Origin of the sequence: Falsirhodobacter sp. 20TX0035 (assembly GCF_028307215.1) — a bacterium.
Taxonomy (GTDB): domain Bacteria; phylum Pseudomonadota; class Alphaproteobacteria; order Rhodobacterales; family Rhodobacteraceae; genus Falsirhodobacter.
In genome coordinates, this window is the sequence record NZ_JAQMHV010000015.1 from 1 (window position 1) to 18,074 (window position 18,074).

11 protein-coding genes are annotated in these 18,074 nt (G+C 65.0%); 8 read left to right on the top strand and 3 right to left on the bottom strand.

The annotated features are described in order from the left end of the window. Nucleotides 1-113 precede the first annotated feature (113 nt). Both PIJ50_RS14030 and PIJ50_RS14035 read right to left on the bottom strand, forming a co-directional pair. Nucleotides 114-2,969, bottom strand: a complete 2,856-nt coding sequence (locus tag PIJ50_RS14030; protein WP_271976069.1) for a calcium-binding protein — start codon at nucleotides 2,967-2,969, stop codon at nucleotides 114-116. A gap of 464 nt (nucleotides 2,970-3,433) precedes the next feature. Further along, nucleotides 3,434-4,429, bottom strand: a complete 996-nt coding sequence (locus PIJ50_RS14035; protein WP_271976070.1) for a glycosyltransferase — start codon at nucleotides 4,427-4,429, stop codon at nucleotides 3,434-3,436. Nucleotides 4,430-5,169: 740 nt separating this feature from the next. On the opposite strand from PIJ50_RS14035, the gene PIJ50_RS14040 reads away from it, so the two are divergent. Continuing rightward, nucleotides 5,170-6,672 (top strand): lipopolysaccharide biosynthesis protein, encoded by a 1,503-nt coding sequence (locus PIJ50_RS14040; RefSeq protein ID WP_271976072.1) that lies wholly within the window; start codon nucleotides 5,170-5,172, stop codon nucleotides 6,670-6,672. A 90-nt stretch (nucleotides 6,673-6,762) separates the two neighbouring features. Next, nucleotides 6,763-7,932: a glycosyltransferase gene (locus PIJ50_RS14045; protein ID WP_271976073.1), complete on the top strand. Its 1,170-nt coding sequence runs from the start codon at nucleotides 6,763-6,765 to the stop codon at nucleotides 7,930-7,932. Nucleotides 7,933-7,938: 6 nt separating this feature from the next. Here the strand turns inward: PIJ50_RS14045 and PIJ50_RS14050 are convergent, their stop codons facing one another. Continuing rightward, nucleotides 7,939-9,159, bottom strand: a complete 1,221-nt coding sequence (locus PIJ50_RS14050; protein WP_271976074.1) for a glycosyltransferase family 2 protein — start codon at nucleotides 9,157-9,159, stop codon at nucleotides 7,939-7,941. 774 nt (nucleotides 9,160-9,933) lie between these two features. Here PIJ50_RS14050 and opgC point away from each other — a divergent pair. The 6 genes from opgC (at nucleotide 9,934) to PIJ50_RS14080 (ending at nucleotide 17,795) form a co-directional block, all read left to right on the top strand. After that, nucleotides 9,934-11,109, top strand: coding sequence for an OpgC domain-containing protein (gene opgC, locus PIJ50_RS14055; protein WP_271976075.1), 1,176 nt, complete (start codon nucleotides 9,934-9,936; stop codon nucleotides 11,107-11,109). A gap of 178 nt (nucleotides 11,110-11,287) precedes the next feature. Further along, nucleotides 11,288-12,286, top strand: a complete 999-nt coding sequence (locus PIJ50_RS14060; RefSeq protein WP_271976077.1) for a glycosyltransferase family 2 protein — start codon at nucleotides 11,288-11,290, stop codon at nucleotides 12,284-12,286. Nucleotides 12,287-12,453: 167 nt separating this feature from the next. Next, nucleotides 12,454-13,554, top strand: a complete 1,101-nt coding sequence (locus tag PIJ50_RS14065; protein WP_271976079.1) for a glycosyltransferase — start codon at nucleotides 12,454-12,456, stop codon at nucleotides 13,552-13,554. Further along, on the top strand, nucleotides 13,551-14,540 hold the full coding sequence (locus PIJ50_RS14070; RefSeq protein ID WP_271976081.1) for a glycosyltransferase family 2 protein: 990 nt from the start codon (nucleotides 13,551-13,553) through the stop codon (nucleotides 14,538-14,540). The genes PIJ50_RS14065 and PIJ50_RS14070 overlap by 4 nt, the downstream gene beginning before the upstream one ends. Then, entirely contained in the window at nucleotides 14,533-15,465 is a 933-nt protein-coding gene (locus PIJ50_RS14075) for a glycosyltransferase family A protein (protein ID WP_271976082.1), read from the top strand. The genes PIJ50_RS14070 and PIJ50_RS14075 overlap by 8 nt, the downstream gene beginning before the upstream one ends. Next, the gene (locus PIJ50_RS14080) at nucleotides 15,462-17,795 is read left to right on the top strand and encodes a GNVR domain-containing protein (protein WP_271976083.1); all 2,334 of its coding nucleotides are present in this window, start codon (nucleotides 15,462-15,464) and stop codon (nucleotides 17,793-17,795) included. The genes PIJ50_RS14075 and PIJ50_RS14080 overlap by 4 nt, the downstream gene beginning before the upstream one ends. Nucleotides 17,796-18,074 lie beyond the last annotated feature (279 nt).

Sequence of the window (18,074 nt, forward strand, 5' to 3'; positions counted from 1 at the left end):
CGCCGCGGGCGGGCGGCGGCTCGGCCCCCCCCCCTGATAATTTATCGGGGGGGGGGGGGGGGGGGCGCCCCGCCCCCCCCCCCCCCCCCCCCCCCCCCCCCCCCCCGCCCCTGTCAGAAGAAGTCCACGAGGCTGTCGGTCAGCGTTCCGCGGAAGTTGTCGATGAAGATCGATTCCCCGTCCGCGAAGGTGATCGACGTTCCGGTGCTCGTCACCACGGCCCTTTCCTGCAGGGCCGCGATCGTGCCGACCCCGTTCAGCAGGGCGGCATCGATGCGCAGCACGTCGCCCTGCCCGGTGTTGAAGTCCGTGATGCCCAGACGCTGGTCGCCGAAGCTGAAGACAAAGGTGTCCGCGCCCTTGCCGCCGCTGGCCACGTCCTGACCCGGACCACCATAGATCCAGTCGTTGCCGGCGTCCCCGTAAAGGAAGTCGTTGCCCGCACCGCCATAGATCTTGTCGTTCATGTCGCCGCCGCGCACGATGTCGTCGCCGTCGTCGCCATAGACGACATCCTCGCCCGCGTCGCCGTTCACGTCGTCATTGCCAAGGCCACCATACAGGCTGTCACCGCCGGCCCCGCCATACAGGGTGTCGTTGCCGCTGTCGCCATAAAGCCGGTCCGTCCCCTCGTTCCCGTAGAGGAGGTCATTCTCGGTCCCGCCATAGAGGTCGTCGGTGTTGGCGCCGCCATAGAGCGTGTCGTTGTCCTTGTCGCCATACAGGACGTCGTTGGACTCGTTCCCGTACAGGACGTCGGCCCCGTTCCCGCCATACAGCGTGTCGAACCCGAGCCCGCCCGACAGGGAATCGTTGCCCCCGTCGCCCGACAGCAGATCGTTGCTGTCGCCGCCGTCCAGCGTGTCGTTGCCGCCCCCGCCATACAGCGTGTCGTTGCCCAGACCGCCGCTCATGACATCGGAACCGTTGTCGCCATACATCAGGTCGTTGCTGCCGCCGCCGTCCATGGTGTCGTTGTGCAGGCCGCCATACATCAGGTCGTTGCCTTCGCCGCCATACATCAGGTCGAAGTCGTCGCCGCCTTCCATCCGGTCTGCGGCCCCGCCGCCATACAGGATATCGTTGCCGGAACCGCCGTAAAGCTGGTCGTCGCCCACCGCGTCCGCCGGATCGCCATAGATGGTGTCATTGCCGACACCGCCATACAGGATGTCCACGCCCGGACGGCCTTGCAGCAGGTCATGGATCGACACGGGATCCACCGGATCCACATTTCCTTCGGCCGGAAGAAGCGAGGCGATCACCTCGTCCAGACGGTCGCCCATGCCGAGGATGATGAGCTCACCCCCGCCCGGAAGGGCGACACGCAGGTCGCGGGGGCCCGAACGGTCCCAGTCGACCGAGGTGGCTTGGGCACGGAAGTTCGCGGCGGTGAAGCCGGCCTCATTCACGATCAGCAGATCGCCTTCGGAGGGGGAATAGTCCACGAGGATCGTCCGCCCGCGCGGATGCGCCACGAAGGTGTCGCCCCCCGCCCCGCCATACATCTGGGTGACGCCGGCGCCGCCGATGATCCGGTCCGTTCCGCGCCCGCCGAACAGAAGGTCATGCCCGCCCGTGCCGCCATTGATTAGATCGTCGCCATCCTGCCCGAACAGGAAGTCGTCACGCAGGTTGCCGAAGACCTGATCGTTCCCCGTGCCGCCATAAAGGAAGTTGTTCGCCTCGGCGCTGCCGTTCAGCGTGTCGTTGCCGGCATGGCCAACGCCCAGCCCAAGGTTCTGCGCGATGTCGAATTCATTGGTGGCGTCGTAATCCGGATCGTTGGTCTGGTTGCGCAGCCGTCCCTTGATCAGCTGGATCTCCACGACCTCGCCCGTCGCATGGGCCGGATCCTCGCCCCCCAGCGTGAAGGCGTCCATGGCCGCGGCATAGCTGCCTTGCTGCACGAAGCGCAGCGTGCCGTCCGGGTCCATCCGCGACAGGTTGGATTCGCCGTACTGGCTGCCGGTGAACCAGCTGACCGCGACCCCGTGATCGGCGAACCAGTCATAGGCCTGGGTGAAGCCCTGCACCTCCTTGCGGTCCGAGATCAGGTTGTAAGCCTCGTTCCCCTGCGCGTTCGTTTCCGTCAGGATGAGGGAGTCGTTCAGGATGGGGCCGTAGATCTGGTCCAGCATGGCGCGGACGTCGTCGGGATCGGACAGGCCCGTGGTCCCCAGCCAGCCGGGATACAGGTGGGCCGACCACACGAGGCTGTCGCCCAGACCCGCGCGGATGTAGTCCAGCGCGCTGACAGTCCCGATCTTGATGTCCGCCAGCTGCTGGAAGTTGGCCGAATAGTTCCATCCCCCCACCATGATCTTGGCGTCGCCCGACCGTTCGTCGATCATCTGGCCCAGTTGCACCATGTGCTGGGCGTAGAGCGTCACGAACTCCTGCAGGCCCGCCGAACGCTTGTCGGCGTAAAAGGTCGCGGTGTTGTAGGCGGCGGGCTCGTTCACCACCTCGTAGGCATAGACCGCGTCGCTGACGGCGGGATGGGCGTCCATCCAGTCCAGCATCTGGGTCCAGGCCTGCTCCATATTGTCATAGACTTCGCCTGTCAGCTCGGTCCGCATCTCTTGCAACGCGCCTGTGCCGCTGGCGGTCAGGGTCTGCGCGTCCCCGTCCATCTGGACCATGATGAAGCTGAAGCCCTCCTTCGCGGCGGCCTCGAGGAAGCGTTCGTATTGCGGATGAAGCGAGCCGTCGGCGTTGAAGCTGTTCGCGTTGAACGGGAGCCGCAGCGTCGTCACCTCGGGCAGCGCGTCGCGCAGGCGCGCGGCATACAGCTCCGGATCGCCCCACATGCTGACGGGGATCGTCTGGAAGTCGCTCTGCCACAGGTAGTACTTGTCGTTCGCCCTCAGATTGGCTTCGTAGGTGCCATTGGCCTTGTCGATCGCGATCTGGTCTTCGGCCTGAACCTGAAGGTTGATGATGTTCAGTTGGGATGTGCTTGTCATGCGCAGCTCTTCCATGCGTTGTCTGAAACTTGCGATTTTCGGTAGACGCAAGTTCTTTACGATCCACGAAGGCCCCGGCGGCGGGGCGGCTTCTGCTTCATCCTGAGCGCAATCGTAAACAACCTGTGGTTGCATATATTGCACCCAACAGGCTCGCTACAAGACAAACAACGTATGTTTAAAATTTTATTAATCGGGTCGGCGATACCCGGGCTGACTAGCACGCGGTTCAACTAAGAATTGTGACACTCGCGGGGATCAGGGTGCCGGAATCCTGCAACGCGCCTGCTGTCCGCCGGCGTGTGAAGATCGTGCGACTTCAGGTATGGGAGCGGCCCGGTACGAACCTGCGTGGTCCACTCGGCGAGGATGGCGCAGCAGGAAAACCCGCCAACGCTCTTGATGACCATCACAGCGGTTTCGCGTTCTTCCGGCCAGACGGGCGTCGAGTGCGGCGTCCGAAGCTAGCGTGCCGCCCGATCCAGCAGGTCGAGATAAATCTGCGCGCTTTTCTCCGGGCTCAACATCTCGGCCACGTAGTCACGGGGGCGGAACTCCTTCCGCGCACTCCAGAACCGGTCGAACGCGTCCTCTATCTGAGGCTCGGTGAAGGTCATCCCGCAGCGCGCGTCGAAATAAGGAACGGACGAAACCACAAGATCGGCCGGCGCCATCTTGCGTTCCGTCGGGTCGATCAGCCGGCCCTCGTCCCATGCGAGGATCGGGATGCCCGAGGCCATCGCCTCCTGATAGGCAAGGCCCTGCGTCTCGTGTTCGCACAGGAACACCATCGCACGGGAGCGCCCCAGCGCAGCACGAAAATCGCTTCCGTGATGGGCACCGTAGCGCAGAGTCTGTGAGGTCAGACCCCGCTGGCGCAGGTGGGCTTCAAGACGTCCGTGGATGCGGGGAACCAGTTCCTCGCGCTGCCAGCGGATCTTGTCATAGATCAGGACATCGTTCGTCTTTGTGCCTTGCGAAACATCCGGCCAGTCCGAAAGGATGATCGGCGCGAACAGGGGCTGCACCCGGTCGCCCAGCGTCGGGCGCCAGATCTTGCAGGCCCATTCGGAGGGGGCGGTGAAGATCTTGATGTTGCACCGCTCACCGATCGCCTCGATCTCATGCGGCGGGGGCACGAAACCGGGACCGAAGATGGCGGGATTGGGCAGCCGGACCCGATCATACACGCCGGGATAGCCGGAGATGCCGATGGGCTGCTGTGGGTGGCGACGCGCATGTGCGAAATCGTTCACATGCACGTCCATACCCAGAGAAGTAAGGCCCTGCCGCAGGTTCTGGAACGCGGTGTAGAAGCCCGTGTAAAGCTGGCGCCGCCGCAACCCGCGATAGACCGTGCGCGCCTTCAGCCGCAGCTCGGACTGCACACGGCCAAGCGGCCGATCCAGCGCGTGCAGTTCATAACCATGATAGATCAGATCTATGCGCCGCCGTGCCATTTTCGCCCCGTCTGAACAAAGAACGGCTGGTCGTCGGCCGCAATATTGATTGAACCGGCAATCCATCCATCACCACGATGCCGGCCTGATAACGAAATACATCTCGTTTGTCGATGATTAAGGGAGGGCAACGTTAATGCACAGGTGCAGGCGGCAGGGCGCAAAGAGTGCGGCCCGCACACCTCGCTGCATCGACTTCGGAACGGACTTTCAATCCTTCTGCCGCATGTGCCGTTGATTGCAGTTCAAACCCGAGTCCACTTGCAAACTCTGAAAGATTCCACGTCACGCGAACACACTTGCCGGACTGGAATGCGGTGCAACTGTGTCGGCGTTTACCGCGCTGCCGGTTCCGCATCGACAAGCGAAGGGCATGCCGCTAACAGTTGCCCGGCGCGGGATGTGTTCGCGTTGTTGATCGGTAGCGCCAGGTGACCCATCCTGTCGTCTTTCGTATGTGGGGTGAAGATGACGCGGCATCGAACGGACGTGGTCGATCGCGACCAGGCACTGCTTGGCGATGGGCGTTCGGCTGAACATGGGGGACAACGTCGCGGACCGCTTGGACGTGATGCCACTGCGACCCTGTACCACGCATTCGCCGCAGCCCAAATCCCGCCCATTCGAAGCGCCTGCACTTCCGCTCCTCCTCCGCTCGTGATGTTGGTTTTGAAGCCTTTCCGGCCCTCGCCATGGGAGCGACGCGCAAATTCCCAAAATCTGGTTGAAGGGCCTTGATCATGGACACCGACAGCAAGCGGTTCGACCCACCCGATCAGTCTCTTGGACGCTCCGTAGGCCGCGGTGCGGTGGTCACCGGCGGTGCCCAGATCGTGAAGCTCGGATGCCAGATCATTTCCGTCATCGCGCTGTCACGGCTGCTTCAGCCCGAAGATTTCGGCATCGTCGCCATGGCCGCCCCGGTCATCGCCTTTGTGGGGCTGTTCCAGGATTTGGGCCTGACGCAGGCAACGGTCCAGAAGAAGGGCATCACCCATTCTGAAGTCAACAGCCTGTTCTGGATCAACATGGGCGTCAGCACGCTCCTGGGGGTCGTGATGATCCTGATCGCGCCACTGGTCGCGCGCTTCTACTCCCAGCCGCAGGTGGCACCGCTTGTGGCGGCGATGAGCTTGCAACTCGTAATCCTGGGCTCGGGGGCGCAGCACTTCGCCCTCGTCACCCGCCGGATGGAGTTCGGGCGCCTTGCGGTTCTGGAAAGCGTGGCCGCCGTCCTAGGGCTGGCCGTGGCCATCGGCTGGGCCATGATCTGGCACACCTACTGGGCGCTGTTCATTGGCGGTCTTACAACGATGGCGATCACGACGCTGGGATGCTGGCTCACCTCGCGCTGGCTTCCGGGCCTGCCGCGCTGGGTCAGCGGGACCGGAGGCATGGTCAGTTTCGGCGCCGGCATTACCGGCTTCAACTTCGCCAACTATTTCGCGCGCAACCTGGACCAGATCCTGATCGGGCGCCGCTGGGGCAATCAGGAACTGGGGCTTTACGACCGGGCGAACCGGCTGCTGCTGTTCCCGCTGCAGCAGATCACCAATCCGCTGGGACGGGTGATGATCCCGGCCTTGTCCCGGATCGTGGATGAACCCCATCGGTATCGGCGCGCCTACCTTCGCGTGGTCCCGCTCCTGCTGTTCGTGGCCCTGCCGGGGGTGGCGGTCGCCATCGGTGCGGCCGATTTGCTGATCCCGCTGGCTTTGGGGGAACAATGGCATGGGACCGTGACGATCTTCCAAGCGCTGGGTTTCGCGGGGCTTTTGCAGCCGCTCAACAACCCGTCGGGCTGGCTGTTCATCAGCCAGGGCCGATCGATGGAGTTCATGCGCTGGGGCATCTTCGGGGCCGCGACCACGGCTGCGGCGTTGCTGCTCGGCTTGCCCTACGGGGCCTTTGGCGTGGCCATGGCCTATGCGATCAGCGAATATGTCCGGACGCCGCTTCTTTGGCTCTACATCGGTCGCAAGGGGCCGGTGCAGCCCCGACACATCCTGCGCACTGCGCTGCCTTTCGTGCTGGGGGCCCATATCTCAGTGGCGGTGCTGTGTACGATCAAGCAGCATCTGCCTGGCGATCCCGCCGTTGTCCTGGTTCTGGCCACCCTCCTCAGCTATGCGATCGTCGCCGGCGTGGCCGCGTTGTTCCCCGCCGGGCGGGAAACGCTGGCAGACGTGTGCAGCATGGCGCGCAACGCTCTGTCGGGCCCCATCCGCCGCATGCGGGCCTGAGCGCCTGCAGCGCTTTGCGCAAGAACATCGTGCCGGCGGAAGGTCATCCACGCGCCGGCGCCACCACGGTTTGGTTTTCAGGAGTGTCGCATGCGTGTCGGTTTCGTGGTCAGTCAGTTTCCCCTCCTGTCGGAAACCTTTGTCATCTCGCAGATGGAGGGACTTCTTGCCCGGGGGTTCGAGGTGGGCGTGATTTGCGACACCGTGATGGACACCCATCCGGATCGGCAGCGCGAACCCCTATCCTCGCTGATCCGAAACACCCGGCTCTGGTGGTCCTCGGCGCGTCTTCAGCGGGCGGTGGACCGGCTGCCCTATGGCCTGCGCTACAAGGTTGCGGCGCTTCTGGACCTTCGTTTTGGCGGAAAGCTGAACGATTACGACGTCATTATCGCCCATTTCGGCAAGAACGGCGCGCGTGTGGCCCGTGCAAAGCGCATGGGGCGGACCCGCACGCCGGTGGTGACCATCTTCCACGGCTATGACGTCGGCGTTCCGTTCAAGGACAACAAGTGCCGCGAATACGCAGACCTCTTCCGGAACGGCGACCTTCACCTGACGGTCAACAAGGTCTTCCGCGACATGCTGATCGAGTCCGGGGCCGAAGCGAAGAAGGTTGCGGTGCACCGGATGGGCGTCGACGTGACAAGGATCCCCTACACGCCCCGGACCCGCACCGAAGGCGCCGTCCGCTTCGTGTCGGTCTGCCGGCTGGTGGAAAAGAAGGGGATTGAATTCGCCCTGCGCGCCTTTGCGCATGAAACGCTGCGCGGCACGGACTGGCGCTACGACATCATCGGGGGTGGTCCTCTTACTTCGGAACTGGAGGCGCTTGCGACGAAACTCGGCATCCGCGACCGCGTGACCTTCGCAGGCAGCCTGCCCCATGACGAGGTGAAGCGGCGGCTGCACGACTACCACGCCTTCATCCTTCCCAGCATCACCAGCCGCACCGGCGACATGGAAGGCGTACCCGTGGCCCTGATGGAGGCCATGGCCTCGGGCCTTCCGGTCATCAGCTCCTATCACTCGGGCATTCCCGAACTGATCACGGATGGAGAAACGGGCTTTCTCGCCCCCGAACGGGACCACGAGGCGCTGGCCGCACGTATCCTGCAAGTCATCGCAGATCCGGCCAGCTGCGACCGGATCGTGGCCGCTGCGCGCGCAAAGATCGAGGCGGACCACGACAACGCGGCTCTGGACGACCGGATCGCCGCGATCCTCAACGACCTGGCGAGGCAACGGGCGGGGCAATGACCCCGCTCACCGCCCCAACAGGAAGCGGGCCCCGTTCAAGCCGCAGCGCCAGTCGCGCGCCTTGATTGCGGCGCGGACGTGCCAGCGTGCGGCACGGCGCAGGACGGCCACGATTTCAGGCCCCGGCCCGGGCATCCGCGACAAGGCCAGAAGACCGGCACGCACTTCTGCAGAGGCAAAGAGTTCCGGCGCACCAAGGGCCGAGTTCGGGCTGCGGGCCAGCATGTCGCGCTCCAGCCCCGACAGCGCCGAGGCCTGCATCCCTGCAGCTTCGCGCCACGCCGCCACTGCTTCGGGCCACATCCGCTGCCGGGCAAGGACGCAGCCGCGCTTGATGCGGGCTGCGCGTGCGTGCAAAGGCTGCGGCACCGCATCAAGGTCGGAAGCCGCAATCAATTGCGCATCGGACAAGCCCGCAAGCATCAGTTCAAAGATGATGCGGTTGTAGACCGCCCACATGTCAGAGTTGCGGGATGCGGCGAAACTCGTCGTCGCCGTCCCCCGCGTGCCCTTGTGCTCCCGGTGCAGGAAAACCGTGTCCGGCAGTTGCAGCCCGCGATGGCTGCGGGCGATCCGCAGCAGCATCTCGTAATCCTGCGACCGCACCAAGCTCGTGTCAAACGGCCCCACCGCGTCATAGACCCGGCGCCGGACCATCAGCCCGGGCTGGAAGATGTGGCAGCCCTCCAGAAGATCCGGAAAGATCTGGTCTGGGGCAGAGTCGCGCATGTAGCCAGGGGGACGCGTCACCTTTTGCCCGCTGGCCGGATCGACCTCGAAGTCGATATGGCGCCCGGCGCAAAATCCTAAATCTTCGTCCGCCTCAAGCGGCGCGGACAGGGCCGCGCACGCCTCGGGGAGAAGCAGATCGTCATCGTCCACGATCCAGACGAGATCGCCCGAAATCATCCCCATCGCGAGGTTCAGCGCCGACGCTTTCCCGCCGTTGGGAATTCGCACGACCCTCAGCCCCTCGTAGCCCGCCAGAACCTCCGCCGTACCATCGGTGGAGCCATCGTCGATGACCAGGATCTCGTCCGGCTTGCGGGTCTGAGCAAGAAGGCTCTCGATCGTCTCACCGATCAGGCTGGCACGGTTATAGGTAGGGAGGATGACGCTGATGCGCTGTTTCATTCTGCTTCTTTCGCTGAGCTTGGCGAATGTCGAGGGTAGGCGGTTGCAGATCGGCTGGGCCGGCGCATCATGATTTGCCCCGAATATGCGCATACCGTCTCCGAGTCTTCCGCAGGCCAGAAACGCGAAACGGAACCGACGTCACCATCTCCACGCTGCCATCCCGGCAGCTTGTTCCGACCGCGTTCGGCCGCACCGCTGGCTCTCGCGTGGGTGGCAAAGCGAGCGCACCGGCGGGATGAACTTCCCGGAAGGGCCAAGTCGGGTCCTGAACATTCACAGGAGAATTCCACGACCGCGATCGGGCTTAACGCGTCGATATTGCCGTTCCGCCCGCAATCCTGCGCAACTGGGGCTTGGCGATAATGTCCTGACAAATCGTTAATCCACCACAAATCGTTTTTCCGTGCCTGGCAGGGGCGGCGTTCCCCAGCCCCGGTGATGGCATGGGAAGTCTAAGATTATTTGAACGGCCTCAGCCACACCGTCGGCCGGTACAAGAGATGCGGCACAAAGCCAACGCGTCCCAGTGCGAAGGGCGTAAAATTTTACAGGCTCTTGTCTCGACTCGAGCCGTGTATGCCTTGATTGTTTGCGGGCCCAATGGGCGTCGAGCCGGAAAGGTGATCCTTGTGATTGCCATTGATCCTGACAATCCTTCGACGGCGCATGCGCCGCGCAGTTCGCCTGCCCCATCGGGCGGACCTGATATCGACGATATCGAGAAAGACGACGTGTGCGATTTGACATCAATGCTTCACGACGGCCCTCAGGCCGTATCGTAAAGGCAATCCTCACGGATCGGCCACGGAACCTCGCGCCTCACTCCGACGCGCCCCATGCCATGCTTCAGGAGGCCAGGACATCATGAAGACGCGCATCCTGGGCATCGACGCCATGAGGAGCATGGCCATCCTGCTGGCCATGGGCTCCCACGTCTACTCTGAAACCGGGGTCGGCCGGTACCTGACGCCGGAGGTGTCGATCCCGCTGCGGGTCCTCATGCAAACCGCGACGCCCATCTTTGTGCTGTTGTTGGGCACAATGCTGGAACTTGTCTACTATCCGCGCTGGATTTCCGGACAGAAGGCCCTCGTCACCTCGCGGCTGTTCAAGCGGGCATTGCAATGCTGGATCCTCTACGCCTTGTCGATCTTCTGCCTCTTTCTGGTCGATGATGGCTATTCGTTGAAATTCAGCATCTCCTGCCTGCTGTTCATGGGAAATTCGCCGTATACCGAGATCCTGAAGTTCTACGCGTTCATCCTGGCCTTGGCTCCGCTTCTGCTGTGGGTCCGCGAACGGGTGGAACTTTGGCCGCTGGTCGCTTTCGCCCTCGCCTACCAATTGGCCTGGCCCCTTCTTCATGACCTTCCCGACGTCCGGACCGATCTGGGCTTCCCCCGACAGGTTGCACGGATCGTGAAGTTCCTGACCGGCTTTGGCAGCTCGCACCTTGCGGGCCCTTCCGTGCTGCACGGGCTTACCTTGGTGATCGGCGGGCTGTGCCTAGGCCGGTTCATCGCCGCCGGACGGCGCGGCCCCACGGACGAGGAAAGGGCGGCGGCTTTTGGGCGCAGGATCTCGTTGGCCCTCTTGCCACTGGTGGCGATGAGCGTCACCGCGCTCCTGACGGCGCCCGACTGGGTGTTCCGCGGCCTGTCGAACATGAGCTTGCGGATGAACAGCCACGTGATCTACTTCGCGGCGGGCGCCTTGGCCGCGCTGTGCCTGACGCTGGCCTTCATCTGGATCGTGGACGTCCGCGCGCCGGGTCGGGCGTCGATGTGGCGCGGGTTGTCCTTCTTCGGCCGGACGAGCATGTTCACCTTCGCCTGGGGGAACATGCTTCTCTACCTCGTGGACCATCGGCCGACGACCGAGGTCGGCGCCTTCGGCATGGCCGCGCTTCTTCTGGCCACGATCTGTCTGATGAGCCTGCTGTTCGACCTGATCATGCGCCATTCCGACTCGGCCCGCACGCTGCTGGCGGTCGTGAACAGACCGCTCGACCGGCTCACCGGGTTGTCCTTGGCGAAGTAGGTGATGTTGCCAATGCTCGCACCCAGCCGGCACGCCTGCAGTGGCGGCCGCCGGCGCGGGTTCAGGTTACCTCAAAGCACGCGCCCCGCCCAAACGGCAACCTTTCTGGCAGAAAACCATTGGTCCCGCGCCAAGTCCGGCCTAGACACGGTGTGTCAGTTACATACGAGTGCCCTTCATGAACACGGTTTCGGTCATCATTCCCGCGCACAACTCCCGCAGGACCATCGCGCAGGCCATCCGCTCGGCCCTGGCCGAGCCTGAGGTGGCGGAGGTGCTCGTCGTGGACGATGCCTCGGCCGACGACACGGCGGCGGTGGCGCAGGGATGCGAGGATGGCAGTGGCCGTCTGCGCGTGATCCGTCTGGATCGGAACGTGGGCCCCGCCAAGGCCCGGAACGAGGCGATCGAGATCGCGACCGCCTCTTGGATCGCCATCCTCGATTCTGATGACATCCTTCTGCCCGGACGCTTTGCGCGGCTGTTCGCGGCAGGCCCGTTCGATCTGGCGGCCGACAACATCGCGCTGGTCCCCGACCACATGCGTGACACCGTGACGCCGCAGGACGTCGCCGTCTTTCCCGACGCCCCGACGCCGATGTCGCTTTCCGGCTTCGTGGCCGGAAACCTTGGCGGGCGCGCCGGTATGGGCCGGGATGAGACAGGCCTTCTGAAGCCGATCATCCGCCGTGAATTCCTCCTGCGCAGCGGTCTGCGCTATGACGAAGGTCTTCGGCTGGGCGAGGATTTCATTCTTTACGTCCGCCTGATGGCGCGTGGGGCGCGGTTCATCACGATCCGGTCCTGCGGCTATGTCGCCTTCCAGCGCCCGGACTCCCTCAGCGTGAAGCACCGGACGGCGGATCTGAAGGCCTTCGCCGATGCCGCGGCCGGGATCCTGCGGGACGACGCCCTGCCTGCCGACGCGCAGGAGCTTCTGCGCCAGCAGGAACGGTTCACCCGCAACAAGTTTCACCACCGGCTGTTCCTTGACCAGAAGTCCGAACAAGGTCTTTTGTCGGCCGCCCGCCGGGCCATGGCCCTGCCCGCGGCACTTTGGCCCATCCTTCGGCTGACCGCGCGGGACAAGCGGGGCACCTTCCTGCGGAAGATGGGCCTTGTGAAGGTCCCGCACGAATATTCCGGCATCCGCTATCTGCTGCAGGCAGACCGCTGAGCCCGCGCCTTGTTTACCAACAATACCGTTCCTTTCCGGCCTCTCTGGACCGTTTGGCCGCAATCGGGTAAAGGCTGAGAGTGAACGGGTCGCACCTTTCCCTTTGTTTTCACGTGTCCTGCCCTGATGAACGGGCATTTTTTTAAAGATTTCGGAAGGTTGTCCGCGTGCTTGTGACGTATTTGGCACATGATCTTGACGATCCCGCCATCTCCCGCCGGGTCGAGATGCTTCGCCGGGGCGGGGCCGAGGTTCGCCTGGCCGGTTTCCGGCGCGGTTCCGGGGCTTTGGCGCCCGATGTTACCGTGCTTGGTCAGACCGAGAATGGCCGGATGAAGCAGCGGCTGGCGTCGATTCTTCGGGCTTTGCCGCGAATCGGCCGCATGGTGCCGCCCGCGGCCCGTCCGGAAACCATCCTTGCACGCAATCTGGAAACGCTGGTTCTGGGGGCATGGCTGGCCCGCGGCGGCCGCGCCCGGCTGTGCTACGAACTGCTTGATATTCACGGCATGATGCTGGGCCAGGGAAAGACCGCCCGCGCTCTGCGGCAGGTGGAGGCGACGCTGATGCGCCGCTGCGCCGCCGTCGTCACCTCCTCCCCCGCCTTTGCCCGGAACTACCTGCGGGCCTACGGGCAGCCGGACATTCCGGTCATCCTGGCCGAGAACAAGCCCTTCGACGGCCCCGCTACCAAACCGGCCACGGCCCCTGCCCGCGCGCCGGTCACCATTGGCTGGTTCGGCATCCTGCGCTGCCGCTTCTCGCTCGACGCGCTGGACCGACTGACGCGCCGCCACCCCGGCCAGTTCCAAGTGATCCTTCGAGGCCGCCCGGCGCTGGACGTGCTGGGTGATTTTCAGGCGGTGGTCGATGCGAACCCCGACCTGCACTTCCTCGGCCCTTATCGCTGGCCCGACGACCTGCCCGCCATCTATGGCGAGGTGGACTATGCGTGGCTGATCGACCGCTATCAGGCGGGGGAGAATTCGGACTGGCTGCTGCCGAACCGCCTGTACGAAGGCTGCCTGAACGGCGCCGTTCCCATCGTGCTGGAGGGGACGGAGGTCGCGCGCAAGGCGGCCGGCTGGGGCTGCACGCTGACAATCCGTGCGCCGAAGGATGACGCGATCGCCGAGGGCCTTGCCAACGCCGCCGGGGACCTGCCCGCCCTGCAACAGGCGCTGGCCGCCGTGCCCCGGGATGCCCTGCGGATGGACGATGCGGAATGCCGTTCCCTGACGGCCGCAATCTGCGGAGGTGCCGCATGACCCCTTCCCTCCTGATCGTCATCCCCACCTTGAACGAGGCCAAACACATCGCCCAGGTTCTGGCGTCGGTGCTGGCCTTTCCGGCGGCACGGGACGCCCGGATCGTGGTGGCCGATGGCGGCTCCACCGACGGCACCCCCGACATCGTGCGTCGGATCGCGGGGACGGAACCGCGGGTCCACCTGATGCACAATCCGCAGCGCCTTCAATCCGCCGCTGTCAACCGCGCGGTCGAGGAGTTCGGCGCGGATCATGAATGGCTGCTGCGGCTGGACGCGCACAGCGCCTATCCCGCCGATTTCGCCGACGTCGTCCTCCACGAGGCGCAGCAGCAGGGGGCGGACAGCGTTGTCGTCTCCATGGTGGCCGAAGGGGAAGGTTTCTGGCAGCAGGCGGTCGCGCTGGCGCAGAACTCCCGCCTCGGCAATGGTGGGTCGGCGCACCGGCTGGACGGGCCGGGAAAATGGGTGGATCACGGCCACCACGCCCTGATGCGGATGGCGGCCTTCCGCGCCGCCGGGGGCTACGATCCCGGCTTCAGCCACAACGAGGATGCCGAACTGGACCATCGTCTGCGCGCGGCCGGGTTCCGCATCTGGCTGACGCAGCGCACGCGGCTGACCTATTTCCCCCGCCGCACGGTGGCGTCGCTGTGGCGGCAATATCAGAACTTCGGGCGCGGCCGGCGCCGCAACCTGACCAAGCACGGTATGCGGCCCGCCACGCGGCAGGCCGTCGTGGCGGCGCTGGCCCCGGCTCTGGCCTGCGCGGTTCTGGCCCCGCTGAACGCGATCTTCGCCTTGCCCCTGCTGCTGTGGATCGCGGGCTGTCTGGCAGGCGGCGTCGCGATCGCGCTTTCCGAACGCCATGTGGCGGGGCTGTTCGCAGGTTTCTTCGCGGGCATCATGCATTTGGCATGGTCCGTGGGATATTGGCGTGAATGGATCTCGGCACGGCCGAAACAGGAAAGGGTCCGTCATGCCTGAGCGGCTGATCGTCGGAATTTGCACCTATCGCCGGCCCGAACTGGCGCGGACACTGGAATCGCTGCGCGACATGCTGCCCTGTGGGGCCCAGGTCAGCGTGGCCGTGGCCGACAACGACAACGAACCCTCGGCGATGAAGCTGGTGACGGGGATCGCGAACGGCTTTCCCCTGCCGATCACCTATCTGCACGCGCCGGCGGGCAACATCTCCATCGCGCGGAACGCGCTGCTGGATCACGCGCGGGCGCAGGGGGCGCGGTTCTTCGTCTATGTCGACGATGACCAGACCCTGCGTCCCGACACCCTGCAGGCCCTGATGCAGGCGCGGGCTGACAGCGGCGCGGGGGCGGTTCTGGGCGTCGTCCACGGCGCTTATTCTCCGGACGCGCCGCGCTGGATGCTGTCCGCGCGCCCGCATGACACGCACCCGGTCCTGTCGCCCGACGGGTCCTGCCGCGCGGGCTACACCGGCAACAACCTTGTCGATCTGGCCGATCCGGCTTGGCAGGGTCTGGACTTCGATCTGTCGCGCGGCCGCAGCGGGGGCGAGGACACCGAGTGGTTTGCCCGCTATCTTGCCGCCGGTGGACGCATCGCGCCCGCCCCCCGCGCCATCGTCGATGAAACGGTGCCAAGCGACCGCACCTCGCTGCGCTGGCTTTTGCGCCGGCGGTATCGCATGGGCCAGACCCATGCCGAAACCGCAACGCTGGGCCGGGGCAATCCGGCCCGGTGGAAGCTGGGCGCGGTGGCCGCCGCGAAATGCGCGGCCTGCCTGACCATGGCCGTGGCGTCGGGAACGTCGTCACGCCGCAATCCGCAATTGATGCGCGCCGGACTTCACGCCGGTGTCGTCGCCCGCATCCTGGGCGCAGGCCCCGTCGAGCTTTATGGCCCGGCAGCCACCAAGAAAAGGCAAGCATGAACATGCGCGAACTCCGCTCCTACGTCCCGCCCGTGTCCGTCGATCACCCGGCCGAGCCGTCGCAGACCATCGAACTGCAGCGCCTTCTGGCCGGCGCCCGCCGCCAGCGCCTGCACATCCTTCTTCCGGCCCTAGGGCTGGGGATTTTCGGTCTGGCCTATGGCATGTCGAAGCCCGACACCTACAGCGCCACCGCCACGATGCTGCTGGACGACACGCTGAACACCGCCACGCGGCAGGCGGGGGGCCTGGGCGCGCCCAGCCTGACGCCCACCGCCGCGATCGAGGATGCGCGGATCGTCATGGCCTCGAACAAGCTGGCCTATGACGTGCTGAACACGACGGGGCTGACGGAGAACGCGACGTTCCTTGACGTGCCGAGCTCGCCGATCTCCACCGCCATCGGCCGCACGATTGCCTTTGTCCTGACGCCGGTCACCTGGCTGAAAAGCCTGGTGACACCAGCCGAGGAGCCGGTGAGCGCAGCCGTTGCCACCGCGTCGGACGAAACGACGACGGACCCCCAGCAACGCTTTGCGGCCTATCTGCTGCAACGGGACCTGAACGTTTCACGGCTGAGCCAGAGCAGCGCCATCGGCATCACCTACACCTCGCACGATCCGGCCATCGCGTCCACGGTTGCGAACGCCTATGCCGACGCCTATCGCCAGGACCTTCTGGGCGCCAACGCGCAGGCCGTCACGGCCACCGAAGGCTGGATGGCGGAACGCCTGCAACAACTGCGCCAGCAGTCGCAAGAGGCTGCCCAGGCGGCCGAGAAGTTCGCCGCCGACAACCGCCTTGCGATCTCGCAGGACGGCACGCTGCTAAGCGAGCAGGCCCAGGCGGAACTGAACGCGAGCCTGACCGCCGCCATCGGCGACCGCGCCAAGGCGCAGGCCATCCTCAGCACCTATGATGATGTGCTGGCGGGGGGCGTGGAAGGTCTTCTGGACGGCAACTCGATCAGCTTCGGCTCGGACCAGTTGCCGGAACAGCTTCTCAGCCGGCTCGACAACTTCAACGGGTTGCAGTCGCGCCTGCGCGAACTGACGATCAATGCCGGACCGAACCACCCCCAGATCGCGGGGCTTAAGGAAGCGTTGCAGACGTCGGCCGGACGGCTGTTCGTGGAATTGCAGGCCCGTCGCCAGACGGCGGCCAGCGATCTGAACGTCGCCAAGGCCCGCGTGGACGCCCTGCGCGCCACCTTGGACGAGATGACCGCCCAGAACGCCGGTCAGGCGGCGGCCCTTGTCCGCCTGAAATCGATGCAGCAGGAAGCGCAAACCCTGTCGACGCTGTACCAGCAGACGCTGGCCGGCTCGCAGGAGATTCGCCAGCAAAGCTCGTTCCCCGTCGCCAATGTGCGCGTTCTGTCCTATGCCGAAACGCCGCGGCAGCCCTCGGGGCCGGCCACACTGCGTTATGCCATCGCCGCCGGGATGCTGGGCCTGTTCTTCGGCCTGTGCTGGGCCATCCGGCGCGAAACGCGCCAAAGCGTGCTGCGCACGGCCAACGACCTGACGGCCTATTCGCCGCTGCGCTTCCTCGGACACCTGCCGCCCCTGCGGTCCTTCCGCGGGTCCCACGCGCCGCAGATCCGCGCCGCGTCGCACGAGGCGAACATGCCCATCCAGCGCCCGCTGGCGCCTTCCGTCCAGATCCCCGTGCTGCAGCAGCCGAACTCCATCTACGCCGAAACGCTGCGCCACGTGCGGCTGGCGGCGCAAGGGCAAAGCGACGGCGCCGCCGTTGTGGCCGTGACCTCGTTCAACCCTTACCACGGCCGTGCCTCGGTCACGCTGAACCTGGCCGGTCAGATCGCCGCCACGTCGAAGAAGCGTGTGCTGGTCATCGACACAGACAGCCGGGAAGGCACCCTCACCCGCCTGCTGCGCCTGGACAGCAAGCCCGGCTTCGCAGAGGGTGCGTCCTCTGACGACCACTGGCAGTCGATGCTGCTGGATGTCGAAGACGCCAATCTGACCGTGCTTCCCGCCGGCAAGGGCATCCCGGACGATCTGCAATCCGCCCAGCTGATCCGCCGCATCCTGAACGAGGTTCGGGGCGAGTTCGCTGCCATCGTCGTGGATGTTCCGGCGCTGTATCCGACGGCGCAGGGCCTTGCGATGCTCTACGAACTGCCAAGCTTTGCCGTGGTCGGAGAATGGGGCGAGACGCCGCGCGACGTCGCGGAAGCCGCGCTCCTGAACCATCCGCTGTTGGAAAGCCTTTGCCTGGGCGTGGTCTACGACCGTGTGAACCTGCGCAAGCTTCGCAGCTTCACGACCCCGAATTCGGTGGAACGGATGCTGGTGGAGGCCTGATCCAGGCCTCTACAACCTAAGAGTGACGAACCTGTTAACCTTTCCTTTCCTTTTTTTCGGCTATGGTGCACCATAGGTTGTCACAACCGGATGCGCCTAGGCCGTTAAGGGACACAGATGTTCGTCACTTGCTACATCGCCGTCATGCTGGCCGCCGTTGTGGCGGCGATCCTCGCGGCCTTGTCCGCGGGATGGTCAGGATGGCAGACTATTGGCGCCGCCGCGGCGGTGCTGGTGATCGGGCAGCTGGCCCTGCTGGCCTATATCGCGATCCGGTCC